Below are 26,885 nucleotides of genomic sequence, written 5' to 3'. Positions count from 1 at the left end.
TGTAGTGGTCAACAAATTCCGGACACAGATTTAAGCCGATTTTCGGCATTGACTGGCGACAGCCCATCATTGGCTTGATGAGGCCGTTGCCGATTATAGTAGTCCATCAAATAGTAGCTGATATCTTTCTTCGCTTGAGTTTGGGTCAAGTAACCCGTTGCTGGTACCCATTCAGTTTTTAGGCTTCTAAATAGCCTCTCCATTGGAGCGTTGTCCCAACAGTTACCTCGACGACTCATGCTTTGGGTTATGCGATATCGCCAAAGTCTTTGACGAAACTTACGACTGCTGTACTGGCATCCCTGGTCTGAATGGAACATCACGTTCTGAGGCCGCCCCCTTTGCTCCCAGGCCATATCTAGGGCTTTAGAAGCTAATTTAGCATCAGGCTTATCCGATAGAGACCAACCCACGACGCGCCGGCTAAAGAGGTCAAGTACCACGGCGAGATAACTCCACTTAGAACCTGACCAGATATAAGTAATGTCACCGCACCACACTCGATTTGGAGCAACCACAGAGAATTCACGCTTCAGCAGATTCGGGATATCCAACCGCTCTGATTTGGCCTGCTTATATCGATGCGAGCCTGGCTGTTTGCTCATCAGACCGGCTTCTTGCATTATCTTCCGCACCTTAAATCGCCCGATGTCGATGTTTTCTGAACGTAACATGGATACAAGGGCACGACTGCCAGCAGCACCTCGGCTCATGTTGAAGAGCTCTTTAATTCGGCTTGCTAGCCGAATGCGATTAGCGTCCGGCTTTCTCTGTTTAAACTCGTAGTAACAGGAAGAAGCCACATTGAACAGTTCGCAAAGCATCTTGACCGACTCATGCTCCCTTAACTGATCAATTAACGAGAACGTTCGAGTTCGTCCGACATTAAGAGAGCGGTGGCCTTTTTTAGTATGGCTTTCTCTCTTTCTAATCGACTAATTCTGGCTTCTAATTCCTGGATTTTTTGTTGTTCAGGCGTAAGGGCCTTGGCCGCCGGAGTTGTACCACCACGCTCAATCTTGAGTTGGTCGACCCAACGTCGTAAAGCTGTTTCACCAACATCCATGGAGCGTGCTGCTTCAGGTACCGAATATCCTTGGTCAAGCACCAAGCTTGCAGCATCCATTTTGAATTCAGCAGAAAATGTACGTCGTTGTCGTTTTGTCATGGAACACCTCATTTATGGTGGAGACTTTACCACCTAATTTGGTGTCCGGGATCATTAAACCACTACACCTGGGACTTTGGCGAGTGTAGATCGAAAGCTTAAGATTTGCTGTTTAGTGATGGCGCTGATTTTTTTATTCCCGAACATAGGAATGATGTACTTGTTTAAGATCCCTTCGACATCTTCATAGTGGCCTTTACGCCATTCGACTTTTTTCTCAGATAACCAGATTTCAGAAAAATCTTTCACCCTAGGTGAATCAACAGACGCAAAATATTGTTGAGCAGTCTGCTTTCTTATATCCAAATCTTTAAATTTTGTAACAGCTTTGCTATTTGGGAAGTATTTTTCATAATCGAATATGCCGATAAGAATTTCGGCTTCAATTTTTTTCAGCAAGTGTGTTAGGCGTTTTCGGTTTGCTGAAGTATCTGGCAATTGTGTCTGTTCACGACAACGTTCTCCTTTGTATCTGAACTGAAGAACCAATTTACTGTTTCGTACGTTTATAACACCCATAGTTTCCTCCTAAAAACCAGTTAAAAGAGATTGATATGAAATCCCGTTTAGCATTTCTTCTTCAACTCTTTCCCAAATAAATAGAATTTTTCTTCCACCAAAAGGGCGGATGTAGTGGACACCTTCGAACAATACGGAATCCTTTAGTTGCTCACGAATAACACGAGAATCATACTTAATACGTTCAGAGAGCTCTGAAGTTGTCAGATAGGTGTGGTTCATCGTAGAATCTCCTATAACGCTATTTGATTTTTAAACGGTCTAAATGACCTCCTATAGATTAAATTTACCACAGAAATTACCTGTTGCAACCATTTTTAACCTTCAGGAGAGCATTTTTTATGGGAGAAGAACATGTTAAAGTGCCACTTATCCAAAATAATGGGTGAAAAGCGTCTGAAAATTTCTGATGTGGCAAGGGATACAAGCATCAATCGCGGTACAATTACTCGCCTATACAATGAAACTGCAACACGGGTTGATCTGGAGGTAATTGATGGTTTGTGTGCGTATCTGCAAGTTAGCGTCGGAGAACTTTTTGAGTATAAGAATGAAGGTTTGGATTAAAAAAACTTATGTCGAGCTGATGAATGTCAGAATTCAACAGGACAAATTCTGAAAAGATGCAGAATCCAGTATGGACACCGTTATAGCCACCATTTGGCCACCGTGTCCATTTTGGCGTGTCAAAATTACATGATTAAGAAGAGATAGATACACAAAATTCCGCATTAAAGCGGCTGAGTTTCAATAAATTAGATATTTATAGGACAGGAAATAAAATTTGGAGCGGGCAGCGGGAATCGAACCCGCATCATCAGCTTGGAAGGCTGAGGTAATAGCCATTATACGATGCCCGCGCATCGAAAGGACTCAGCTAATATGCCACATTGAATTGAAAAGAAAAGTCTTTTCTCATCAATTGGTTGTTGATTGCATAAAAAATACTCAAGATGCCAATAATACGCGCAATTTAAGCGTTATTGATAGCGCTTTGGTAGTTAGAGTGAAAGTCGTACATCATTAAATTATGCCCTTTGCTGCGAAAGAAACCGCCTTGATATTGAACACTTGGCATTCATGGTTAAGACTCAATGTTGTAGTAGTGCATTTTATTTTCAGCCATATAAGTAACAACTTAGACAAAAGGCGCTGATACTGCCCGCAAACCAGAGGAGAAGAACTATGTGGAGAGGACTCATGTTAGGTGGGATGGCATTGCTGATAGCGGCATGTACCACCGTGACAACCGATGTCGATAAACAAGCTGACTTTTCAGCGTATAGAACATTCGATTTTGGAGAGCAGAATGGTGCCCCTGTTAGTATTGATGCTCGACGCATTGAACAGGGAATAGCAGCTCAGTTACGGGTCAATGGCCTGAGGCAAGTGCCAAGCGGTGGTGATATTTATGTTCATCATGACATTATTAAGAGTACTGAGTTTGTCTCTTCTGGCTCTAGTGTTAGCTTTGGCTACGGATGGAATAGTTTCGGTGTAATTACTTCAAGTCCAGAAAGATATAGAGAGCGAAAATACGGTAACCTTGTGGTTGAATTAGTCGATACTAAAGAGAACCAAGTCGTGTGGAAAGGCGTGTCGAGTCGTAAGTTGACAGAATCTATGGACACAGAAAGAAGAGAGAATTTGATCACGGAAGAGATAGTGAAAATGTTTGAACACTTTCCTTATGGCGAAAATTAGTGGGTTGATTTTCTATTCTGATTTTCATGTGATGTGTAATACAAAAGGGAGCTGTTGAGTGCAGCTCCCTTTTGTATGTTAAGCACTTGCGTAAATAACGCTGCCACCTTTTATGGTATCTATGATTACTCGTGACAGTTTTTCTGGTAAGGCAGGGCAACCCCAACTACGGCCTAAGTAACCATTCTTTTCGATGAAAGATGGGTTAGCGTATTTGGCACCATGCACAACTATGTAACGCTCACGAGCTTTGTCGTTCACTCCAGAGCTCAAGCCATCTAAGCGTAGTGAATACCCATTAGAGCCGTAATAGGTGGTGTCGGTCAAAAAAGTGCCTAATGATGTCTTTCTCGAATTCACAATATTCGAAAACTTCGTGGCGGTTTTCTTTCCACTATTTACACCGTGCGATACATAAGTATTAAAGATAAGTTTCTTCTTATTCAAATCAACTACATAGAATCGCTTTTCGGTTGATGGTTTGCTGTAGTCAATGATAGTCAGAACAGGCTTCTTTCTATTCTTTGTATTTTTGTAGGCTAAATACGCATCATTAAAAAGTTTAAAATCGATGACGCCTTCTAGCTTAGCGTCTTTATATGTTTTTCTAACTTGTTGTTGAGCAATCTGATTCTCTATCTGAGCTTTGCCATCCGTGTTTTTAGCAAAAGCGAAAGGAGAAACAGAGAAAAACGTCCATATCAACAATAAAAATGATTTCTTCATTTTGATTAAATAAAACCCTAGGTGTTACAAACTTGCCGAATGCTTCATGCGTTCAGTAATACTACATGCACATCAATATGCTTCTAATCCCATTAAGACGTAATATGCATACTCGCCCTTACTTATGGGGGTTTATTATTTATCGAAAGCTTTAAAGCTAACTTTTTGATGTTAAATGGTTTTTCTTTTTGTCAGAAAAACTACTGAATAAATAATAACTTAATTATGTAATTAATAAAACTATGTATAGGAAGGTTTGTGCTAATTTTTATTTAAAAAACAATGTTTAATTATTATGCAGTCAAAAAAATGTTTTGAATTCAATGTGTTTATTTTTAGTCAGACATTTTGAATAAAAAACTTCACTCTGTGATCGGAGTCGTAACTATTCATGAATTGAATCTTGAATGCAAACACTTGCACAGTATAGATTGGAATAACGTAACCAAAAGTCGATAGGAATGAGGTTTTAATGGACGTACATGAGTGTGTGTCTTTTATATTGGTAAAAGATGAGCAAGTATTGCTGGAAACACGAGCAAAAGATAAAGCCACCGATCCTGGTGTCATTGCTATTCCTGGTGGGCACCTTGAGCCTGACGAATCTCAACAACAGGCATTATATCGAGAACTCAAAGAAGAGTTGAATATTATGCCACAATCATTTGTCTATTTATGTTCTCTATATCATCCAACGACCGAACTGCAATTACTACATTATTATGTAATTCCTAAGTGGGATGGGGAAATAGAATGCCATGAAGCAGAGTCCATCGCTTGGTATTCTCCAATCAATTCACCAGTAGGAACCGAGGTCGACCGAATTGCACTAAAAGAATATTTGAGGTTAAAAAATACATTTAGTTCAATATTAAATGAAAAAATTTGACTGACATAAATGTTTATTCGAATTAATTTGGTGAAATTGTGAGTTATTAGATGCTACTTGCCTTGAATGTTATGAGTTTGGTTATCGATTAAATATTGCTAAATATCAACTTATCATTTGATACCTTGTGCTACGGTCCATTCCAGATGATTACTTCTGAAAGGTCATTCTATTTCATTTTGCGAGGCAAATACTAAGTATAGAGAAAATGCATTTCAGTAGAACGGATGTTTCGACTTTGATTACAAGGAATTTATATGAGTAAAAAATGTGGGCAGTGTCGACAATTCACTCGAGACAAGGCGAGCGATAAAGATATATGCGGTGCTTGGGGGCAGCCAACTATTGCTACCAGATTCGCCTGCGAATTTTTCATGCCAGCCGTTTCTGCAAAAAATCGAGTACCTGTTATGCCCAATGCAAAACACAGTTGATGAGTAAATTTTTAGCTGTGAATGGGCGAAGGTACTCTATTTAGCTATTTTGGATAGTCCTCCGGCTACGGATAGTTGAGCGCGTTGAGACAGTTTGAAGCGGTTGTTGTTATTCGATTCCCACCACTTGCTGAGTTGTTCTATATCCATTGGTTTACCAAAGAGATACCCTTGCATAAAGTCGCAATGATATTCAGATAGCCATTGGCGCATCACATCGTGTTCAATACCTTCTGCTGTAACGGTTTTATTTTGTGCATGGCATAAATCAATAATCGGTTTAATGACGTGTCCATTATCGGTTTTCATCAATGTCAGCAGAAACTCACGGTCAAACTTAATTTTTTGTACAGGGAATTGAACTAACTGAGTCAGCGAAGTATAGCCCGACCCAAAATCATCAATTGCAAGCCGATAACCTAGTTTAGAAAGTTCATCAAGCAAAGCAGTACCACGTTGGTCCGACGCGAACGTCTCTGTTATCTCCAGCTCAATGAACTTAGGATTAAGATCGTATTTTGTCGTATAGGCATGGATATATTCCGCCATTTCGAGTGAGTTTAGCTCTGCAGAGGACAGGTTAATCGAAAGAATAATGTCTTTACCAAAGATACTTTTGAGTTCATTGTATTTGGAGGCTGCAGTGGAGAATACCCATCGGTCTATCTTATCGAACAAGCCGGTTTGCTCCGCAATTGGGATAAACTCACCTGGAGGTACGTTTCCTAAGCTTTCTGCTTCCCAACGTAGCAATACTTCCAAACCTTCGATTTCGTTATCATAACGATTCATATAAGGCTGAAACACCAAACGAAATTCATCTTCGACGTTTGTTTTTCTTAGTGCTCGTTCTATTTGGCTTCGTCTTTGGGCTGCTATATTTAGCTCTGCGGAATAATAAGCATATTGGTTTTTACCCGCACGCTTAGCTTGATACATCGCGGCATCGGCGTTAGATAGCAGTCTCGCAATGTCGGTACCATCATGAGGGAATCGAGCAATACCAACGCTCGCGGTGACAGGTAAAGTGCTCGACCATGAATGACTCAGGTTATTTATTGGTTTTAGCAACGCTTCTGCGAGTAAATCAGGCATGTCAATTACTTCGGTGTTAGAGCTGAGCAAAATAGCGAACTCATCTCCAGATAGACGTGCGCCAAAGCATGGGCTTTCATATTGATGTGAAAACTTCTGGCAAACATTTTTAATGTGATTTGAATATACTTTTAATAAACTGTCTCCCAACTCATGACCGTATTTGTCATTCACATATTTGAAGTTATCCAAGTCCACATAAATAACCCATAAATACTCAGAAGGAGAGGTAAGCTCTTGGGTGGCGAGTTCGCTAAAGCGATTGCGATTAGCAAGTTGCGTTAGGTGGTCGGTTTCAGCCAGACGTTTCGTTTTTTTATAACTGACACGCAACTCTTCATACATATCAAAAAAACGGGAAGAAAGACGGCCAATTTCGTCATTAGTATTCAATTTTTCAATGTTATCCCGCTTATTCATTTCTAGCTCTTTAAGCTGTTTATCTAATCGAGCTACTGGGCGTAACACATAACTATAGAGCATTAATACGATTAACGTGATGGTACAAAAAGCTGCAATGCCAAAGGATAAAGCGAGTTCTAACCACACTTTATCGACTTTATTCCACATCAAATATTCCGCCGGTGAGAGAATCGCAAAAAAGTGGGGAAGTAACTCGATGGTTTGCGCGAGAGGGATATCTAGGTAAATGGGCTTTTTGGCAAAAGTAATGACGCTGTGTGTATCGAATTCAATATCATGTTTGATATCACTAAACGCTTCCAGAGAGACCGTGACGACGACAAAAAAGGAATTGCTAGGGTCGAAGCTGAGAGGTTGCTCTCCTGTACGTTTGTCGACTAAGCCATATTGAAGCAAAATGCTTTGACCACTGGAGTTATAAATAAAACCTGTGTGATTAAAATCTCCGTGTTCGTCAAAGCTATCAGATATGTATTCCAATACTTTAGGATCGATAGCGCCTGTAGATTCAAAGAACTGGTTTTCCGTGTAATAGAGTAGCTTTTGTTTCCCGTTGAGAATAGCCATACTGGCATCGCCGTTGTAACCGTAGCTCAAAACTTCGGTTGTCTCATCAAGGCGATTAAATAACACACGCTCACGGTATGGATTATCATGATTAATCAAATAGTCTTGCAGAACATCACTTTTGCTCAGCGTATAAGCGTAGCTATTGAGAAATATATTAGCTTGTCGGAACTGACCCGCTAGTTTCTCCATTTGTAGCTGAATATAGCTATCTTCTCTTTTTATGAGCGTGACTTTCTGGATGCTATAGATAATGTAACTCGATACGACTGCACTTAATAAGATGACTGGAGTTACAAGCAAAATCACTCTGCTGCTTAATTTCATTATTATTCTTCAAGTTCCGTTTGTTTCCCTACAAACGTTGCATACCTTGGCGGTAGTTAACGGATGACGTTTCTTATCAAATTGTAACTAGAAAATAAGTCCGTCGACCTTGAAAATCAGATAACTATCTAAAAACTGTGAAGTTGTGTGTGATATTTGACCATATAACTGGGTTGTTTATCAGTTATTAGACGTGTTTGTTATTAAATATCGGCGTCATATAAGCTTCTGTAAGGGCATCACAGTTTATCCATCGAAACGTTTCGATGGATAAACTGTGATGGATGTTTTCTTTTTATGCATTGCCGTGTTTCGTTTGCAGATCATTCTCACACCTTATAGAAAGCCCTCTTTTCAATTTAGTTCATCGAACTATTATTGCATCGAAACGTTTCGATGGGTTTTATGTAAATAACCAAAATGTCCTAATGCAGACGCTCATCGTTGTATGAACGTGTAACCGAAAGGTCTATGAGATGAAAAAAAGTACCCTTATACACTCAGATATTTCTTACTTGGTGGCAACGTTGGGCCATACCGATGAAATCACCATTTGTGACGCAGGCCTGCCAATCCCTGAACATGTGCAGCGAATCGATTTAGCGCTTACGCATGGCGTACCAAGTTTTCTTGATACCGTTCGTGTGATTTTGTCTGAGTCACAAATTGAAGGGGTCATCATTGCAGAAGAGTTTGCAGAAGTTAGCCCTGAACTTCATAAAGCGCTGCTCGAAGAACTAAGTCGAGAAAGCGAGCAAACAGGAAAATCCATTGCAACCAGTTATGTATCGCACGAGTCCTTTAAAGCTCGCACAGAACAAAGCAGAGCAGTGATTCGCACTGGCGAATGTACGCCATATGCGAACGTTATCTTCCAAGCTGGCGTGGTTTTTTAACCCAGAGAATTTGAGGACAGATTATGACTCAAGCCATTCTGCAACTGAGCGAAATTGAAAAAGCGTTTCCGGGCGTTAAGGCATTAGATAAAGCAAGTCTTAATGTGTATCCGGGGCGAGTGATGGCGCTCATGGGTGAAAATGGGGCAGGTAAGTCAACGTTAATGAAAGTGCTTACTGGTATCTATCATATGGACGCCGGTAGCATTCAGTACCAAGGTCAACCTGCCGCATTCAAAGGACCTCGTGACTCTCAAGAAGCAGGGATCAGCATTATTCACCAAGAGCTGAATTTGATCCCTGAACTGACGATTGCTGAAAACATTTACCTTGGCCGCGAGTTTACCGGAACGATGGGACGTATTCAGTGGAGCAAAATGTATCAAGAAGCCGACAATCTTCTGCAACGTTTGAATGTGAAACACAGCTCGAAAACATTGCTTGGCGATTTAAGTCTCGGCGAGCAACAGATGGTAGAAATTGCCAAAGCACTCTCTTTTGAATCGAAGGTCATCATCATGGATGAGCCTACCGATGCTTTGACGGATACCGAAACTGAATCTCTATTTAAAGTGATCAATGAGCTCCGTGCTCAAGGGTGCGGCATTGTGTATATCTCACATCGTTTGAAAGAAATCTTTGAAATCTGTGACGATATTACGGTGCTACGAGACGGCAAATTTATAGGTGAATGTCAGGTTTCTGATACCGATGAAGATGGCCTTATCGAAATGATGGTAGGCCGCAAGCTGGAAGAGCAGTACCCGCGCATTGATGTACGACATGGCGAGACGTGCCTTGAAGTTATCGGCTTAACGGGATCTGGTGTTCACGATGTAAGTTTCACACTTAAGCGTGGTGAGATTCTAGGAATTTCCGGATTGATGGGTGCTGGCCGCACTGAATTGATGAAGGTGATTTACGGTGCCTTGCCGAGTGAGCATGGTGTTATTAACTTAGATAACAAAACCATTAATCCTGTAAGTCCGCAAGATGGCTTAGCAAATGGTATTGCGTATATTTCTGAAGACCGTAAAGGCGATGGATTGGTGCTTGGTTTATCCGTAAAAGAGAACATGTCTTTGTGTTCGCTGGATAAATTGACGAAAGGTATCCAAATTCAACACGGTGAAGAAGTGATGGCGGTGGAAGACTTTATTAAATTGTTCAACATCAAAACGCCAACACGCGACCAAATCATTGGCAACCTTTCTGGGGGTAACCAGCAAAAAGTTGCAATAGCGAAAGGGTTGATGACCAAGCCTAAGGTTCTGATTCTCGATGAACCAACGCGCGGTGTAGACGTTGGTGCCAAGAAAGAGATTTATCAGCTAATCAATAAATTTAAAGCCGAAGGCATGAGCATCATCTTGGTTTCTTCAGAAATGCCAGAAGTGCTGGGCATGAGTGACCGCATTCTTGTCATGCATGAAGGTCGTATTAGCGGCGAATTCGATGCGAAAGACGCCGACCAAGAAAAATTACTCGCCTGTGCGGTAGGCAAAAAGATCAATGAGGAAGCAGCATGAGTACCAATACCATGAGCAAACCGACCGGAACTGGCAGCAAAAAGCTGTTCACTAAAGAGTGGTTGATTGAACAAAAATCACTGATTGCACTATTATTTTTGATTGTTGTTGTGTCTTTTTTAAACCCGAACTTTTTTACGGTAGACAACATTCTTAATATTCTTCGTCAAACGTCAGTGAATGCGATCATCGCGGTAGGTATGACGCTGGTTATCCTGACTGCAGGTATCGATTTAAGTGTGGGCTCTGTGCTGGCTCTTTGTGGGGCATTCGCGGCAAGCCTGATTGCAATGGAAGTTCCAGTACTGATTGCAGTTCCTACCGCTCTTCTTGCTGGTGCTGCGCTTGGTGCGATTAGTGGTGTCATTATCGCCAAGGGTAAGGTTCAGGCCTTTATCGCTACTCTGGTTACCATGACTTTATTACGTGGTGTAACAATGGTTTACACCGATGGTCGACCAATTTCTACTGGCTTTACGGATACTGCAGATGCATTTGCATGGTTCGGTACAGGCTATGCGCTGGGTATTCCGGTTCCTGTATGGCTGATGGTGATTGTGTTCGCTGCCGCGTGGTACTTACTAAACCACACCCGTTTTGGTCGTTACGTTTACGCGCTTGGCGGTAATGAATCGGCAACTCGTTTATCTGGTATCAACGTAGACCGCGTTAAGATCGGCGTGTACGCAATCTGCGGTATGTTAGCGGCGCTTGCTGGCATCATCGTGACATCTCGTCTTTCTTCTGCGCAACCGACAGCCGGTATGGGTTATGAGTTAGACGCGATTGCAGCAGTCGTTCTGGGCGGTACGAGCCTGATGGGTGGTAAAGGTCGCATCATGGGTACGCTGATCGGTGCACTTATCATCGGTTTCCTAAACAACGCGCTGAACTTGCTAGACGTTTCTTCTTACTACCAAATGATTGCAAAAGCTGTGGTTATCTTGCTGGCAGTACTGGTAGACAACAAAAACAAGTAATTCATAACAATCCAAAAGTATGTGAATAAAACCGAGCCAGTAGACGTGTGCTGGCTCCCCCTACACAAAGGACTATAACGATGAAAAAACTCGCAACTCTTATCTCTGCTGCACTTCTTTCTTCCACGGTATCTGTAGCTGCACAAGCTCAAGATACGATGGCGATTGTGGTTTCAACGCTGAATAACCCGTTCTTCGTAACGATGAAAGACGGCGCTGAAGCAAAGGCAAAAGAACTGGGATACGAACTGATTGTACTGGATTCGCAAAACGATCCGAGTAAAGAACTGTCGAACATCGAAGACCTGACTATCCGTGGTGTTAAAGCGATTCTGATCAACCCGACGGATTCAGACGCGGTATCCAATGCAATCAGTATGGCGAACCGCTCTAATATCCCTGTATTGACACTAGACCGGGGTGCAAGCCGTGGTGAAGTAGTCAGCCACATTGCCTCAGATAACGTAATTGGTGGTGAAATGGCTGGTAAATTCATCATGGAGAAGGTTGGCGAGAAAGCGAAAGTGATTCAGCTAGAAGGTATTGCGGGTACGTCTGCAGCTCGTGAACGTGGTGAAGGTTTCATGACTTCAGTTAAGAGCAGCAACATGGAGCTTCTTGCTAGTCAACCAGCAGACTTTGACCGTACTAAAGGTCTGAACGTTATGGAAAACCTATTGGCAGCTAACCCAGATGTTCAAGCGGTATTTGCACAAAACGATGAAATGGCACTGGGTGCGCTACGTGCAGTTCAAGCGTCAGGTAAAGATGTGGTTATCGTAGGCTTTGATGGAACTGAAGACGGCATTGCTGCTGTTAATCGTGGCAAGCTGGCAGCAACCATCGCACAGCAACCAGACCTTATCGGTGCTCTTGGTGTGGAGACGGCGGACAAAGTACTGAAAGGCGATAAAGTGGAAGCTTACATTCCAGTTCCACTAAAAGTGGTAACCAAATAATCACGGCTTTGGATATATCATCCTAGTTTCTTAGCTTTCTCCTCCGTTTTTATCTGTCGTTTGGGGGAGAGAGCAAGAATAGATGCCTCTGACTTTTTAAGGCGACTCATTTGTAAAGTAAGAGAAGTTAAAGTCATCTATCGTTTAATCAACAAACAGTCTTTCAAAAAGGGTTCATTCAGAACCGAGGATAACCGTATGAATAAGTTAGTAGTGTTAGGTAGTGTAAACGCTGACCATGTTCTTCAAGTGCCTTCTTTTCCTCGCCCTGGCGAGACGCTTCATGGTCGCAACTACCAAGTTATCCCTGGCGGTAAAGGGGCGAATCAAGCTGTAGCAGCAGCACGCCTGAATTCTGATATTGGTTTTATCGCTTGTGTTGGCGATGACTCATTCGGTATTAACATTCGTGAGAATTTTAAAATGGATGGCATCGACATCAGTGCAGTGAAGATGCAACCAAATTGTCCAACTGGTATTGCTATGATTCAGGTAGCAGACAGCGGTGAAAACAGCATTTGTATTTCTGCTGAAGCGAATGCGAAGTTAACTGCTGATGCCATTGAGCCGGATCTGGAGCGTATACGTCAGGCAGAATATCTGCTGATGCAACTCGAGACGCCTATTTGTGCGATAGAAAAAGCAGCGCGCGTAGCTAAAGATGCAAAAACGAATGTTATTTTGAATCCTGCACCAGCTCGTGAATTGTCGGATCAATTACTTGCGTGTATTGATGTTATTACTCCAAACGAAACAGAAGCAGAAGTGCTGACGGGAGTGACGGTTACTGATAATGATAGTGCGCAAGAAGCAGCGAATCTTCTGCACGCGAAAGGCATCGAAATCGTTATGATTACGTTGGGTGCGAAGGGCGTTTGGTTAAGTCAGAATGGCCGTGGTGAAATTATTCCAGGCTTCCGTGTTGACGCTACCGATACTACCGCTGCAGGCGATACGTTTAATGGAGCATTAGTCACTGGTTTATTAGAAGGTTTGTCTTTAGAATCAGCGATTAAGTTCGCACACGCGGCGGCAGCAATTTCAGTTACTCGCTTCGGTGCACAGACGTCCATTCCAACCCGTGAAGAGGTGGATGCGTTTTTGGCTGAAAATCAGTAACAAGGAGTTAAGAACATGGCGACGATGAAAGACATCGCAAAACTGGCAGGGGTTTCCACTTCAACAGTGAGCCATGTTATTAACAAAACCCGCTTTGTTAGTGAAGAGATCTCCGAACGCGTTAACAACGCCGCAAAACAGCTCAATTACTATGCGCCATCAGCGTTAGCACGTAGCCTCAAAGTAAATAGAACCAAAACTATTGGCATGCTGGTAACGACTTCTACAAACCCATTCTTTGGTGAAGTAGTGAAAGGTGTCGAGCGCAGCTGTTACCATAAAGGCTATAGCCTGATCCTATGTAACACCGAAGGTGACAATGAGCGCATGCGTCAATCTATCAACACGTTGCTTCAAAAGCGAGTTGATGGTCTGATTCTTATGTGCTCGTCATTGGAAGGGGAGCGAATCGATATGTTCGAGTGTTATCCTGATATCCCGGTCGTTGTAATGGATTGGGGCCCCATGCTTTTTACCAGCGATAAGATTCAAGACAACTCACTGCGAGGTGGATACCTTGCGGCGAAGTATTTGATAGATTGTGGCCACAAAGAAGTCGGCTGTATCACAGGCCCTTTAATTAAGCATCAAGCTCAAATGCGTTATGAAGGCTACAAGCGTGCAATGAATGAAGCAGGTTTGGATTTTAATCCAAACTGGATTGTTGAGTCTGACTTTGAATGTGAAGGTGGTTACCAAGCGTTTAGAAAAATGTGTAACAGTGGAGAATTACCGACTTCCATTTTTGTGTCTAATGACATGATGGCAATGGGGGTTATCAACGCAGCAAACGAACTTGGGGTTAAGGTGCCAGACGAACTTTCCATCATTGGTTATGACGACATACATATCGCCAAATATATGTCGCCTTCACTTACCACCATTCACCAACCTAAGTATCGACTGGGTCAGGCTGCAGTTGAAACCTTAGTTCGAAGACTAGATAACAAATTAGCTGATTCTGAGGTTGTTCAGTTAGAACCGACGTTAGTCGAGCGCAAGAGTGTGAAATCTCTTCTTTAAATCAGCCCTCAGTTAATTTTACAAAGCAATATTATAATGCTTTGACTTGAATGCTCTTTTTTTCTGGTCCCAATAAGAGTTATGCCACGCGGCCGATATTTTTAAAATGTGATGTTTAGCGAGAAAAACAACCCTCACGTTTTCCAAATTTCAGAAAAAACATATGACTCAGAGGATTATAGTTAGCAATGTAAATTCATAGGGTGAATGAGTGGGTTTTGTGCTAGTCCAGAAGTACGCGCGGTACTCGGTCAAAAGGCCGTGGTTTCATCGTATCAACGTGCTCATGGTGTTTATTATCTTTTTACTCAGTGGTTATGGTCTGCTGGCCTATGAAGCGCTTTCATTCTGGCTTGGAATTTTGATGACATTTGCTGCTACTGCGTTGTTTGCGTCAGCATCAGCGTTCAAAAAGAGGCATTTGTCTCACGAATCGTAAATTAAGCATTCAACATTAGTAGAGTGTACAGAAAGGAGGGCAAATGCTCTCCTTTGCTTTTTCATGACGGCTTTACTTAGTGAGTTCGTCGATGATAGGGCAACGACTTTCTGCATTACCTGGGCAGGAGGAAACCCAGCTTTCTAGCTGTTGTTTAATCTCCAACAGGTGGGAGATTTTTTCTTCGACTTCTTTCAATTTATCCATAGTACGCGCTTTAACGTCGCTGCTTTTTCGATTTGGATTGTGCGCAAGCTGAACAAACTCTTTGCATTCTTGTAGCGAAAAGCCAGCGTTTTTCGCACGTGATACTAAGTTGAGCTCATGGATGTGTTTGTCAGAATATTCCCGATAGCCGGACTCACTGCGCGCTGGTGGTGAAATAATGCCTTTATCTTCATAGAGTCGAATAGATTTGGAAGAAAGGCCTGTCAGTTTTGCAACTGCTCCAATATTCATCATTAACCTCTTCATTCAAGATGACGTTTAACGCGAGTATATACCCAACAGCCGATAAACAGAAAAGGTCTTAATTGGGGTGGCCATTACGGTGGATCGACTTGAACAAGATTTTAAGTCTGGGTAGTGGAATGTGTAAGGGCGCTGTTCGAGGCAGAGGTATTTTTGTTCTAATGCAAAAAAGCCCGCTAACGGGCTTTTTAAATTCGATTATTTTATTGTGCTTGTTCGGGCTCTAGGCTGTTCTTTTCCTGCTGCATTTTAACTAGGAAGTACACGTTTACACATGCAATAAAGCCGTTGGTTAGCACGACTGGCCATGAATCAATCATAAGGCCATAAGCAGTGAATAGACCACAACCGATAAAGTTAAGGATACGAAGTTTTACGATGTCTTTCATAGTTAGTGAGATAGCAACCATGATTGAAGCTGCGTAGCCTAGAATCTCAACCATATTCATTTCCATTATTTGACCCTCTTTAAATCTGCCGAATATGTCGGTACCAATTCTTCTCTTCTTGAGATTATTGAGGAAGCTCCGTGCCTCGAATGGTCTTTATGTTGGCTGTACTATAGCAACGTACAAAATGTGATGAAAGACCCAAAACGGGGGAAAGAGAAGGTTAGCGATTACGCAATCGTTTAATAAGAAAATTATTTATAACGCGATCTATTCATTGGGTTGATTTTGGCGATTGGAGCGATAGTTAAAATATATTTGTACATCGAAATCTGCTTATCTAAAATTACAAATGATAACTATTTTCATGTGTGATGCTATGTTCAATCTTGCTGTTAGTCTGATCCTCTCTTTTGCATTGATACGAAGAACCAAACCCAGTACTTGGAGTGCCGACTTACATGTGCTCTCGCACGTCCTCTTGGCATTTTTGCTCCAACCGGTATACGTTGTGCCATACCTTATCGTTACGTTCTATTCGTGTCCTATGCTGATCCGGTTGTCTAAGCGCTCTAGTCTCTACAGCATAGTGTTTGGTTTTTTACCTTTATTGGTAGCGGCGGTAAGTATCGTATTTTCATAACAAACCGTGTTTTTTGTCATCACCGTAGTAGTTCGTTGCCGATCAAAAACGTAAGCCACACTCCATTGAAACGGCTAGTTTGAGTATTCGCCCAATAGAAAAAATAGGTGTGAGTTACGCAGAGTAGTCAGTAAGTGGAACAGTTCGGATGACATTAAAGAGTGATTTGAATTCTCAGACGTGAATGTTTGGGAGGCTGCCGATGATGTCGCTCGAGTATTATGTGCTACTTACGGCGAATGAAATGTTAGTAACGTATGTGAGTACACTATTATCGAGATGGCTCAATTACGAAAACAGTTGCGCTATCATCTCGCGTTCTTCAGACGAAAGAACTGGTTCGCGCTTCTTGTTTAACGTCAGGCTTATTTCACCCTGAAGTGACTTTAATTGGCTGTCGGTTAATTCACGTAGCTTACGCTTGAGTTCATTAAATTGCTGTGTCGTCATATCGAAATCCTCGTTGTACACAGGTGTATCCTTTATTACCGATATTTCGGCCTTCATGGCCATACAACAAACTTATGGTACTGCGTATAGGGTAGAATTCGATCGACTCTTTTTTGTCCGAATATTGTCAGAGTGTGTTAAGTGAAAAGTCAGAATGTGGCTCTGGTGAAAGGCTGGATAACTGTTTTGTAGGAATGTGCGTAAATACGTAGGGATGTACTTACAGGGGGATGATCCCCTGTAAGTCATCTATTTCAGTCGTTAGCAAATCCACGCCGTTAGTTAACGCGGACTGCGAATTTACTCGCGAGCGAATGTAACTCTGGCAGCATGCGATAGATAAGGTGAAGTTGCTGTAATATCATCCGTGCAGAACTGTCATCTTCGTCACGCCACTCATTTAGGCGCTGTTCCAGACCAGCGTCTTCGATCGCTGATAGGTCACACTCTTCACAGTGTTGGTGAAGCTGTTGATGAAGAACATCCAAATGCTGATGAATACAGCGGTGCGCGTCCAAAACTAATTTATGGATTGAGTTGTCGTCTATTCGTGTACGATGTGCGCCGAGTGCAGAGATATAGTTAAGCATGGCGTGATTCAGGGTTAAAAAACGAAAACTTTCATCAACCGCTGTTCTGTATTTTCCTGGCTCAGCAAGCATTGTACTGATGGCTGATGAGAGAGTCGCATCGCTATTATGTGCCTGACGACGCGCAACCCGATAACTTAGACTGTCTTTTTTACCGATGCGGTACTGACCAATAATCTGACCAAGATATTGCTTATTCGCGTCAATAGCATCTGACATGACTTTATGAAGTCGTCTCGATTGCCAATCTGGGAGAATGAACATCACGGCAGTTACCGCTAACAAACAGCCAATCAGCGTGTCAGCAAGTCGAGGCAATACAACCGCATAGCCTTCACCTAACTGATTAAACAAGAATAGAACGAGCAATGTGATAAAACCCGTTGCATAACCATAGTTGTTCATTCTGAAGGCAAAAAACATGACGCCAGAGACAACAACGAACACCAACTGGCTTTCTTGAGAAGGAAAGACAGTGAGGAGTAGGACGCCCAACAGTAACCCTGCCAAAGTGCCAATCACACGTGCTGTTAGCTTCTGGCGGGTTGCACTGTAGTTTGGCTGGCATACAAACAGTGTCGTTAGCATGATCCAGTATCCACGGTCAAAATCAAATGCCTGAAGAATTCCATAACCGAGCGTTAGTGCAATTGACATGCGTAATGCATGACGAAATAGCATCGAATCTTTGTTCAGATTCGCCCAAATCCTCTGCCACATCGTTTTTAACGTATGTGGATTGGTATCATCGAGCGTGTCTTCTTCAAGCCTTTCCGCATCTGGATTGTTAATATTACTAAGCTGCTTTTCTACGGTCGCGAGGTTATTGAATAGGTAAGTAAGCTGCCCTAACAAACGCTTCCAGTGATCTTGCTTTTGTTCTTCTAGATACGTAAGGGAGTTCTGAACTTCAGCCAAAGCCAGGATAGATTCATTGGTATGAGTGTACTCGTTACCAAGTTGAATAGCCTGTGCAATATCGCGACATGCTCGCGCTTGTGACTCCAACAGGTATTTAAAACGAAATAGAACGTCCGATCGTTCAAATTCGGTGGCCAGATCTTGATATCGGTAATGACTGGAGCTCACTCGTTCGTGAATGTCCTGAACGATAAAGTAAATGTTTAAGAAACGGTCACTTGGACCATCGATATGGCCTCGCTTCGAACGGTTAAGCAAGGTCGCTTTACAAGCGTTCAATGCTGTGACAGTTGCCGCGTTAAGTCTTGCAGCCTCAATTCGCATTGGTTGAGGTTCAAGGTTGATCACTGGATGGAAAAGCTTGGCTTTGGCATCAAGATAGTTTGCCATTTGAAAAAATACGTTAGCCAAGTTTTGTTGTACTGGCTGTAGCGGCCAAAAAATCTGCCATACCATCGACATGAAGTAATACCAGGCGGCACCCGTTAGAAGTAGAACCGGTTGGAACCAAATATTGGTGCTCTCATGAGCGCCTAGCATAGTGTATATGGCGATGAGCAATGAACCGAAGGCAATACTTGCGTATTTAGGCCCGATCGCTCCAAGCATGATAAAACCAAAGGTTGATATAAATAACCCGATAGCAAACAGCCATGGAGTATTGAACAAGATCTCAATTGAGAAGGCGGCGACAGCAAAACAAATAAATGTAAGTATTAAGGCTTTGATTCGTCCTGTGAAACTATCATCACTCTCCGCTAGAGCTGCAGCGATAATCCCCAATATTAGTGGCGTGATCAAAGTATTTTGACCAAAATACCATGCAGGAATGACAACACCTAATAAGGTTATCAGGATGAGAATGCTGTAATTAACGGTTTTGTTAGCCCAATAGAGGCGAAATTTAGAAGTTGATTGCACGATGCGCCTTTCATTTCCGATGAAAAAACGTAGAGATAGTACCAAGCCCACTATAGCGCTTTTATGATTTAATTTAAGAAAAAAGATCGCTTGCTTATGAAATAGACAGAATAGGTGCAAAATGAGTTTAGATATTGTCGTTACTAGATAACCTCTTAATATTCTGACTGTCTTAATCAATGCAAATACTCTGTTAAGGAACAAACGATCTGACGTTATTCGGGAAAGATATGTTCACTAAAGCAGCAGTATTGTGAAATTTATTTAAGAATGTAAACGAGATGCTTATTTCGGTGCGTGTCACCGCTACAATTTGATGCTCTAAAATGATATAAACCGAAAACTTATAACTAAAAAGGCGCACATTTCATGCAGCTTACTGCCACTAACAAAGCACAGTTTTTTATTCAAAATGAGTACTATCATGTCGAAATAAAAGAGAATAGTGTTTTATTAAGCTCCATAGGCAGTGAAGAACACATTCCGTTTACGGTTTGGAATGGCAAAGTGAGCGTCAAACGTGGGTTGTTATGGAGTTCTCTTCAGTTCTTTTCTCATGAGCAAGATGGCAAACAACAAAGTTGGTTAGTTCAGGGGTTACCTTGGCCTCAGTGCCGAAAGTTTGCGTTGGATGCGGTTCGCCAATATCAGGAATGGCACAACAATCAGTGCAGAAAACTGGCTGAATATCTGCCTGTATGGGAAGAAGAGCTTTACAAGCTAAAACACCTTCCGGCTTATTTGCCGCATTCCCAAGTTCAATCTTGGGTTGAGCGCCTAAATCACGACCTAGTGGAAATTAAAACAAGCCTGGAAGAGGCGAAATTACGCATGCCGAATCGCATGGCAGAGCTTGAGCCTTGGCTGACCGATACCTCTTACACCTTAGAGGAACGAAATTATGAATGGCTGGAAGGAGAGCGTCCGAATTGGGAAGTATTGTTTAACAGCATTGAATCTTCTCCTTTGAATTTGTCTCAGCAATATGCCGTGTTACTTAACGACGACCATAACCTGGTACTTGCTGGTGCTGGCTCGGGTAAAACCAGTGTGCTGACAGCACGCGTAGCGTATTTATTGCAAAGTCATCAGGCTCAAGCCGAAGAGTTGCTGATGCTCGCTTTTGGACGCGATGCGGCGAAAGAAATGAAAGAGCGATTAGTCGACAAAGTTGGGATGGCAGCTGAAGGTGCTCGTGTTAATACCTTTCACCAGTTAGGTTTGTACATTCTAAATCAAGTCGAATCCCAGCCCGTCGAGATCAGTCCGTTAGCTTTAGATGACAATCAACGTAGCGCGTGGTGTATCGATTGGCTTAAAAAGCACTGGATGACACCAACTAATTTTAAACGTTGGCAAAAGCATCTCGATAAGTGGCCTATCGCTTATTTAAAAGGGGATGATGAACTTGGCAGTCACTCAGAGAACCCTAAACTGATTGCGTGGTTAGATTCTCAGCTATCGCATTTAGCCGCCGTAGGGTTAACTAAAAAGCAAGTTCAAGAGAAACTGGTCGATCACCAGGATTACACGCGTTTGAATAGCGAATTAGCCCTCTGTTGGCCGTGTTACAGTGCGTGGCAAAAGATGCTCAAAGAGAGCAATCATGTTGACTTTCCAACGATGATCAGCCGTGCGACTGAGTATGTGAAAAAAGGAAAATTTGCTTCTCCATGGCGCTTCGTCATGGTAGACGAGTATCAAGACATTTCTCCTGACCGCTTAGCTTTGATTGAAGCGTTATGTGAGTCTACGGATAAGCAACCTGGAGCGACCTTGTTTGCAGTGGGGGACGACTGGCAAGCTATTTACCAGTTTGCTGGTGCTGACGTTGATTTGATCACTGGGTTCAAAGACAGATTTGCACATTCTACAGTTCATCATCTTGATACGACGTATCGTTTTAATAATCAAATTGGTGATGTAGCAAATACCTTTGTACAACAGAACCCAGCGCAGTTACCTAAGACACTGAATAGCCATAAACAACGTAAGCAAAAGAGTGTTCATACTGCACCGAGCAACCAAGTTGAGAAGATTCTCGATCAGTTAAATCAGCAAGCTAACCAAACGAAATCCGTATTGCTACTTGGCCGTAATCATTATCACAAACCGAACTTGTACGATGACTGGCAAAGACGATTCCCTAATCTCGATATTCGTTTTATGACATGCCACGCGAGTAAGGGCAGAGAGGCTGATTTTGTTATTGTCCTTTCTGTAGATGAAGGCCAGTTCCCAGCGAAGAAAAAGCAAGTTCACATTGATGGTGCGCTAACTGAATCAAGCGATAAGTTCCCTCATGCAGAGGAGCGACGACTGTTCTACGTCGCGATTACGCGAGCAAAAGAGAAAGTTTGGATCACTCATACAGGAGCTGGTTCTACATTTGTTCAGGAGTTGGTGAAAGGGGATTATCCAATCATCACCTCGCGATAACATAGCCGTTAGTTTAAATAACCATTAGTTTAAATTACAAAGGCGATACTCAGTATCGCCTTTGTGTTACTTATTTCTAATAAGACTTGCGCTCAGATTATGTACGCTCGTGTAAATATGCTTCGTAATCAGGAACTTCAATATCGACTTCTTGTTCTATAAGAGGGGAGTTGAACAGGAATTTTGCTGTTGCACGGTTGGTTGCGACAGGAATATTCCAAACACTGGCAATTCGAAGAAGTGCTTTTACGTCTGGGTCATGAGGAACCGCGTTTAGAGGATCCCAAAAGAAGACTAATACGTCGATTTTACCTTCAGAAATGAGTGCACCGATCTGTTGGTCACCACCCATAGGTCCGCTGATCATGTTTTTTATCGCTAAGCCTGTCTCTTTGCTTAGCATATGACCAGTTGTGCCCGTTGCATAAAGGAAGTGGCGCTGCAGTTTTTCTTTATTTTCTTGTACCCAGCGTAGCAGTTCAGGTTTGCAGTTATCGTGGGCGACCAAAGCAACGTGCTTGTGCGCAGGCATGGTACGAGTCGTTTTTTGCATCAAGTTATTTCCGATTTAAGATTATTAATTTCTATAGGTATAAAACACTTTTTTAAACGATCAATCAACAGGCTTTACGCTGAATGTTGGCCTATATTCTGACGGGGATAACGATTCTTGAATTGTATCTTCATGTAGTGTTTTAGGCGTCAACGGTGTGATATCTGGTGACGCATGTTTTTTATACGGTTGCTGTCGCAAGTAACGTGTGGCCTGTATCACGGAGAGACGACCTTGCTCGACCATTTTGTCCGTCGCAGCAAAGAGTACTTTGTTACGCAGCAATCCCCGATACACGCCGTGGCTTAAGTAGACGGAAATCAGGCCAATCTTCTTCTCCATGCCTGCACTACGTAGCTCACTAATGGCTGCTTCTATTGCCACTGCGCTGCCGACTATGTAGTCGACATTTTCCATATCGATAATGCCCTGAACTAAGTTACGTTGTAATTCTTTATCATTATCTGCCCACAAGGTACTTACGACATGGATGTCGCTCTCTTTTATGGCGTCATACAACCCCGTTGCTACTGGCTTTGTACCTCCACGCGTACGCGGCCCAAGTAACAGAGCAATATTGGTTTTACCAGACCCTCGGGGGTGAAGCTCTGCCAAGTACTTTCCTGCTTCGTAGCCCATCCAGTACCAATCCACGCCGACCTCGCCCTTAAGCTGCTTACTTTGCTCTTCATCCAGAAGTAGCTTATTTACAGTTGCAAACACAGGCGTATCACCCACAAAGGTATTTAAGTTGTGCTCGTATGCATGAGGGTCGACGGTGCCTAAAATAATGGCATCTGCACCCCATTGGCTACAAAGCTCCAACTGCTGTTCTTGGCGACTTTTGACCGGGTATCCTCCAGCTTCTAGTACGCGGAGCTCAACACCTTGCTTTTCTGCCTCAGCCACCATCCCATAATTGACAGACAACCAATACGAGTCTTTTAAGTGAGGATAAATCGCACATATTTTTTCTGCAGCAAGCGACGGCAATGACGCTAACAGTGCCGCGGTCAGTACAGACGGTTTTATTATTGAGCGAAACCAGTGTTGATTTATAACCATAGATGAAGTTCGTTGGCTTAGATTAAGTAAACATTGCAGAATATAACGTATTATACCCAAATAACCTCGAGATGCTTGGTTCAGCGAGAATGACTTGACTCTCAGACGCGGCAACGATTTGAAGATCTAGTGGTTCTAAATCAAAAATCGTTAACAAAGACTGTGAGTCAAGACAACTCGCCCTTCGGGAGCGTGTTAAAAAAGGTTCATCTTGAAGTTATACCAATCGTAGTAAAAAACTGGTCATTCTAGCTTGTTAAAATACTCGATAACGGCGTTAAAATTTTTGATTGTAGAATAACTACTTATCGAAAAATTTTGCCTTGTTCTCAAGCATTTTTCCTACGCTATTTCTGATCACTTACTTACTGTGATTGGTATTAATTGGAAATATTTAGCCGAGTATAAATACAAAGGTCATGAAAATATGCTGCTAGCAACTGCAAGCATCGGTCGTAAGCTCTTGTTGTCTTTTATAGCGATGGCAATGTTGGTCATGCTATCTGTTTTGATCGGTATGTCTGGTTTTTCGATGGTATCAAAAACGGAAAGAAATGTTGTTGATACTGCGATTCCAGCAATGCTTGAGGCGCGACAGGTGTCCGAATTAAGTTCTCGTATCATTTCATCTGTCCAGATGTTGTCGAATGCGCAAAATGAGCAAGAGAGACAGGATTCAGGACGTGTACTGTTTGAGCAGTTAGAAGTATTGCTTACGCATATCAAAGAACTGGGAAGAGAATCATTCGATGCCAAGCTGCTGGACAGGTTAGAAAGTCATGTTCAGAGTGTAATCAATAACCTCGCTGATTTAGGCGTATCGGTCGAAAGAAAACTGCATCTCGCGAACGAGATTGATACGCGGGTTGAAGAAATGCGCTTGCTTAGCGAAGAGCTCGAGCAGCTAACACGTACCCAAGTACAAAATACCAGTACAGTTGCTGTCGCGAACGTAACCCATATTTATGGACTGTTGGAGTCCAATAGAAAAGATCAGGCTTACCAGGCACTAGATACGTTGGTTGAAGTCGACTTAGATCTGACTGAGCGATTGCATGAGTTTCATCTGTTAGCGTTTCAGGTTCTCAATCTGATTGAAGAAGCTCGTACCCTCACCAACGTCGAACGTATCCAACAAGTGCAATCGGACTTTGCCAACAATCTTAGAATCATGAAGCGGCGTGTATTGGCGGTTGAAGATCCGACGCTTTCTAGCCGGATGGGGCAACTACTTACTCAGTTGGCTGAGCGTCAAGTCGTGTTCACCATTTTGATGCATCAGTATGAAAATAACGAACGCTCGCAACAGCTGAGGCAAAAAACATTAGAGCTGTTCGCGGAATTGAATAGCACCGTGAACAAACTGGTAGACGATTCAAACCAAACGACAACGGTAGCGATTGATGAGATGACAAGCTCATTAAAATTTGCTCAGTGGTCGCTGACAATTATTTCAATCGTCGGTCTTGTGGTGGTGGTTCTGATTGTGTGGCGTGTCGTTTATCTTTCGGTGGTTAAACGATTAGGTGAATACTCCGCAGCCTTGCTGTCGGTGGCACAGGGTAACTTAGCGGTAGAGCTGGAAGTAAACGGCAAAGATGAACTTGCTCATATGGGGCGAGCTATCATCACCGCGCGAAATACCGCTCAGGCGCTAAAAGTCGTCGCTGAGGGGGAAGCCAAAGCCAAGAAAGAACTAGAAGAACATAAAGAACATCTGGAAGAGTTGGTAGAGCAGCGAACTTCGCAATTAAAGCAAGCTAACCGTCGTTTGAATGAAGAGGTGCTAAATCATGCCAAGGCACGTAAGCAAGCGGAGCAAGCTAGCCGGGCGAAGTCGGCATTTCTAGCTACCATGAGCCATGAAATACGCACGCCGTTAAATGGCGTGTTGGGAACCGCTCGTTTACTGATCGACTCTGGATTGAACCCACTGCAAAAGCGCTATGCAGAGATCATTAATCGTAGTGGTAAAACGTTGCTTTCTATCATCAATGATGTTTTGGATTACTCCAAAATCGAAGCAGGTCATCTCGAAATTCGTCATTTGGGTTTCGATTTACATCAAATGGTACAAGACACATTCCAACTTATGCAAAGCAGAGCCAAAGAGAAAGATTTGTTGTTCTCATACCATTTAGAAAGCGATGTCAGTCAATATTGGAAAGGAGATGCTACCCGGATAGGCCAAGTGCTGAATAATCTAGTAGGGAACGCGATTAAATTTACCGAAAAAGGTGAAATTGATATCTATGTAAGCCTCAATCCAGAAGACGAAACTCAAGTGCTGTTTGAAGTTTCCGATACAGGTATCGGTATTGCAAACAAGGATAAAGCATCGCTCTTTGACGCTTTCACTCAGGGCGAGGGTGGCTTAAGTCAAACTGGTGGTACGGGGCTTGGATTAGCGATCAGTAAACGCATTATTGAAGCGATGGGCGGTGAGTTAGCGTTTGAATCAGAAAAAGATCACGGTAGTCGTTTCTGGTTTTCTGTACCGCTCGAAAAGAGTGAGCCAGTGGAAACGAGTGCGGTTGTGATCACTCAATGCAAAGTGAAAGCTAAAGTACTGTTGGTTGAAGACAATGAAGTCAACCGGGTGGTCGCAGAGGGCTTTCTGCAAAGCATGGGGCACGAGGTAGTGCAGGCTGAAAATGGTATTCAGGCAGAAGCACTCATAGAAGAGCAGGATTTTGATATAGCTCTCGTGGATATAAATTTACCTGATTGCAATGGTGCGGAATTAATGCAGCAACTAAAACGCATTGAACGTAATAAACCTGCCGAACAGGTGCTATCACCTACACCGATGATCGCGGTTTCAGCACATGTATTTGAAGAGGAAGTTGAACGATATTTGACAGCTGGATTTGATGGCTACTTACCAAAGCCATTGGCTAAAGAAGCACTTGGGGCACTGATACAAGAAGTGCTGGATGGTAAACCCTTGTTACTGCCCCAGAGTGAAGATTGTGTACCGTTCGAAAAATTAGGGAAGCGTGAACCGCCTGCTGAAGCTTCAATCATCAAAAGCATGTATTCGCCAGAGAACGACATTGAGCTCATTAACTCTGATGTGGTTTTGTTCGATATGAAGGTTTTAGGCAGGGATAAAATGCTTCACATCATTGATTTGTTTCGTCAAACAAGCGCAAATGTACTAGGGCAGCTAGAAACCTCAATGAATAATCATGATCCGCGCGCGGTGAAGTCGTTAGCTCATAAACTTAAAGGAAGCAGTGGTAGCCTGGGCTTAACTGCACTCATGAATACACTCCAGAGTATAGAAGTAGCTTCTGACCCAGTGGATGCCTATAGACAAAAACAAAATGTCCTTATTGAGCAAGTCGCCGCATCCATTACTGCACTTGATGACCTGATGGTCGAGTAGATCATCTGTCAAGCCAAAAACAAAACCTCCGGTAATAGCCGGAGGTTTTTTCTATTCGGTCGTGTCATCTTCCCACTCGAACCGAGTGTCTAGAGCATAAGGGTCATCGTCTAATGGATGTTCCACTCTACCACGTAAGTATTCGAGTTGATGCTCAAGCATATTGACCGTATCGTAGTCTCCCTCTGAACAAGCGACATAAATCTGTTGTTCCAGAGCGGCAATGTTGTCTCGGATACCCATGAGAACCCCCTT

Annotated in this window: 23 protein-coding genes and 1 tRNA gene; 11 read left to right on the top strand and 13 right to left on the bottom strand. The window is 42.7% G+C overall.

Annotated elements, in window-relative coordinates; all coding sequences use genetic code 11:
• Window positions 1-8: 8 nt before the first annotated feature.
• The 3 genes from WJM94_RS12415 to WJM94_RS12405 form a co-directional block, all read right to left on the bottom strand.
• A protein-coding gene (locus WJM94_RS12415; protein WP_444492974.1) for an IS3 family transposase occupies window positions 9-1,168 on the bottom strand; the annotation gives its coding sequence in 2 pieces (ribosomal slippage) (window positions 9-910 and window positions 910-1,168; 1,161 coding nt in all).
• Window positions 1,169-1,222: 54 nt separating this feature from the next.
• On the bottom strand, window positions 1,223-1,687 hold the full coding sequence (locus WJM94_RS12410; protein WP_444494519.1) for an Arm DNA-binding domain-containing protein: 465 nt from the start codon (window positions 1,685-1,687) through the stop codon (window positions 1,223-1,225).
• A 9-nt stretch (window positions 1,688-1,696) separates the two neighbouring features.
• Window positions 1,697-1,909 (bottom strand): hypothetical protein, encoded by a 213-nt coding sequence (locus tag WJM94_RS12405; protein WP_225478223.1) that lies wholly within the window; start codon window positions 1,907-1,909, stop codon window positions 1,697-1,699.
• A gap of 132 nt (window positions 1,910-2,041) precedes the next feature.
• On the opposite strand from WJM94_RS12405, the gene WJM94_RS12400 reads away from it, so the two are divergent.
• Window positions 2,042-2,254: a helix-turn-helix domain-containing protein gene (locus tag WJM94_RS12400; protein ID WP_444494518.1), complete on the top strand. Its 213-nt coding sequence runs from the start codon at window positions 2,042-2,044 to the stop codon at window positions 2,252-2,254.
• Window positions 2,255-2,472: 218 nt separating this feature from the next.
• Here WJM94_RS12400 and WJM94_RS12395 read toward each other — a convergent pair.
• Window positions 2,473-2,547 (bottom strand) — tRNA-Gly (locus WJM94_RS12395).
• Between the two features lie 325 nt (window positions 2,548-2,872).
• Here WJM94_RS12395 and WJM94_RS12390 point away from each other — a divergent pair.
• Window positions 2,873-3,391, top strand: a complete 519-nt coding sequence (locus WJM94_RS12390; RefSeq protein WP_444494517.1) for a DUF4136 domain-containing protein — start codon at window positions 2,873-2,875, stop codon at window positions 3,389-3,391.
• A 78-nt stretch (window positions 3,392-3,469) separates the two neighbouring features.
• Here the strand turns inward: WJM94_RS12390 and WJM94_RS12385 are convergent, their stop codons facing one another.
• Entirely contained in the window at window positions 3,470-4,117 is a 648-nt protein-coding gene (locus WJM94_RS12385) for a murein L,D-transpeptidase catalytic domain family protein (RefSeq protein ID WP_444494516.1), read from the bottom strand.
• 472 nt (window positions 4,118-4,589) lie between these two features.
• Between WJM94_RS12385 and WJM94_RS12380 the strand changes: the two genes are divergently transcribed.
• A complete protein-coding gene (locus WJM94_RS12380) occupies window positions 4,590-5,006 on the top strand; it encodes an NUDIX domain-containing protein (RefSeq protein WP_444494515.1) in 417 nt (138 codons plus the stop codon).
• A 470-nt stretch (window positions 5,007-5,476) separates the two neighbouring features.
• Here WJM94_RS12380 and WJM94_RS12375 read toward each other — a convergent pair whose 3' ends face one another.
• On the bottom strand, window positions 5,477-7,852 hold the full coding sequence (locus WJM94_RS12375; protein WP_444494514.1) for an EAL domain-containing protein: 2,376 nt from the start codon (window positions 7,850-7,852) through the stop codon (window positions 5,477-5,479).
• A gap of 476 nt (window positions 7,853-8,328) precedes the next feature.
• Between WJM94_RS12375 and rbsD the strand changes: the two genes are divergently transcribed.
• The 6 genes from rbsD to WJM94_RS12345 all read left to right on the top strand — a co-directional run bounded on the left by rbsD (window position 8,329) and on the right by WJM94_RS12345 (window position 14,358).
• On the top strand, window positions 8,329-8,748 hold the full coding sequence (rbsD, locus tag WJM94_RS12370) for a D-ribose pyranase (protein ID WP_444494513.1): 420 nt from the start codon (window positions 8,329-8,331) through the stop codon (window positions 8,746-8,748).
• A gap of 23 nt (window positions 8,749-8,771) precedes the next feature.
• The gene (gene rbsA, locus WJM94_RS12365) at window positions 8,772-10,277 is read left to right on the top strand and encodes a ribose ABC transporter ATP-binding protein RbsA (protein ID WP_444494512.1); all 1,506 of its coding nucleotides are present in this window, start codon (window positions 8,772-8,774) and stop codon (window positions 10,275-10,277) included.
• The gene (gene rbsC, locus WJM94_RS12360) at window positions 10,274-11,257 is read left to right on the top strand and encodes a ribose ABC transporter permease (RefSeq protein WP_444494511.1); all 984 of its coding nucleotides are present in this window, start codon (window positions 10,274-10,276) and stop codon (window positions 11,255-11,257) included. The genes rbsA and rbsC overlap by 4 nt, the downstream gene beginning before the upstream one ends.
• Window positions 11,258-11,337: 80 nt before the next feature.
• On the top strand, window positions 11,338-12,216 hold the full coding sequence (rbsB, locus tag WJM94_RS12355) for a ribose ABC transporter substrate-binding protein RbsB (RefSeq protein ID WP_444494510.1): 879 nt from the start codon (window positions 11,338-11,340) through the stop codon (window positions 12,214-12,216).
• 198 nt (window positions 12,217-12,414) lie between these two features.
• Window positions 12,415-13,335, top strand: coding sequence for a ribokinase (gene rbsK, locus WJM94_RS12350; RefSeq protein WP_444494509.1), 921 nt, complete (start codon window positions 12,415-12,417; stop codon window positions 13,333-13,335).
• A gap of 15 nt (window positions 13,336-13,350) precedes the next feature.
• Window positions 13,351-14,358, top strand: coding sequence for a substrate-binding domain-containing protein (locus tag WJM94_RS12345; RefSeq protein WP_444494508.1), 1,008 nt, complete (start codon window positions 13,351-13,353; stop codon window positions 14,356-14,358).
• A 511-nt stretch (window positions 14,359-14,869) separates the two neighbouring features.
• Here the strand turns inward: WJM94_RS12345 and cueR are convergent.
• The 4 genes from cueR to yccS form a co-directional block, all read right to left on the bottom strand.
• Window positions 14,870-15,256, bottom strand: coding sequence for a Cu(I)-responsive transcriptional regulator (gene cueR, locus WJM94_RS12340; protein ID WP_444494529.1), 387 nt, complete (start codon window positions 15,254-15,256; stop codon window positions 14,870-14,872).
• Between the two features lie 215 nt (window positions 15,257-15,471).
• The gene (locus tag WJM94_RS12335; protein ID WP_444494507.1) at window positions 15,472-15,723 is read right to left on the bottom strand and encodes a YgjV family protein; all 252 of its coding nucleotides are present in this window, start codon (window positions 15,721-15,723) and stop codon (window positions 15,472-15,474) included.
• An 865-nt stretch (window positions 15,724-16,588) separates the two neighbouring features.
• Window positions 16,589-16,750, bottom strand: coding sequence for a hypothetical protein (locus WJM94_RS12330; RefSeq protein ID WP_444494506.1), 162 nt, complete (start codon window positions 16,748-16,750; stop codon window positions 16,589-16,591).
• A gap of 278 nt (window positions 16,751-17,028) precedes the next feature.
• Entirely contained in the window at window positions 17,029-19,182 is a 2,154-nt protein-coding gene (gene yccS / locus WJM94_RS12325) for a YccS family putative transporter (protein WP_444494505.1), read from the bottom strand.
• Window positions 19,183-19,551: 369 nt separating this feature from the next.
• On the opposite strand from yccS, the gene helD reads away from it, so the two are divergent.
• The gene (gene helD / locus WJM94_RS12320) at window positions 19,552-21,621 is read left to right on the top strand and encodes a DNA helicase IV (protein WP_444494504.1); all 2,070 of its coding nucleotides are present in this window, start codon (window positions 19,552-19,554) and stop codon (window positions 21,619-21,621) included.
• Window positions 21,622-21,718: 97 nt separating this feature from the next.
• On the opposite strand, the gene WJM94_RS12315 is transcribed toward helD, so the two are convergent.
• Together WJM94_RS12315 and torT are read right to left on the bottom strand one after the other, a co-directional pair.
• Entirely contained in the window at window positions 21,719-22,174 is a 456-nt protein-coding gene (locus WJM94_RS12315; RefSeq protein ID WP_444494503.1) for a methylglyoxal synthase, read from the bottom strand.
• Window positions 22,175-22,234: 60 nt separating this feature from the next.
• Window positions 22,235-23,293, bottom strand: a complete 1,059-nt coding sequence (torT, locus tag WJM94_RS12310; protein WP_444494528.1) for a TMAO reductase system periplasmic protein TorT — start codon at window positions 23,291-23,293, stop codon at window positions 22,235-22,237.
• Between the two features lie 373 nt (window positions 23,294-23,666).
• On the opposite strand from torT, the gene torS reads away from it, so the two are divergent.
• On the top strand, window positions 23,667-26,630 hold the full coding sequence (torS, locus tag WJM94_RS12305) for a TMAO reductase system sensor histidine kinase/response regulator TorS (protein WP_444494502.1): 2,964 nt from the start codon (window positions 23,667-23,669) through the stop codon (window positions 26,628-26,630).
• A 51-nt stretch (window positions 26,631-26,681) separates the two neighbouring features.
• Here the strand turns inward: torS and WJM94_RS12300 are convergent, their stop codons facing one another.
• Window positions 26,682-26,873 carry a hypothetical protein gene (locus WJM94_RS12300; RefSeq protein WP_444494501.1) on the bottom strand — a complete coding sequence of 64 codons (192 nt, stop codon included), beginning with the start codon at window positions 26,871-26,873 and terminating at the stop codon, window positions 26,682-26,684.
• Window positions 26,874-26,885 lie beyond the last annotated feature (12 nt).

The organism is Vibrio sp. YIC-376, assembly GCF_052353105.1.
In the GTDB taxonomy this organism is placed as follows: Bacteria; Pseudomonadota; Gammaproteobacteria; order Enterobacterales; family Vibrionaceae; genus Vibrio.
This window is presented reverse-complemented; position numbering and strand designations above follow the sequence as displayed.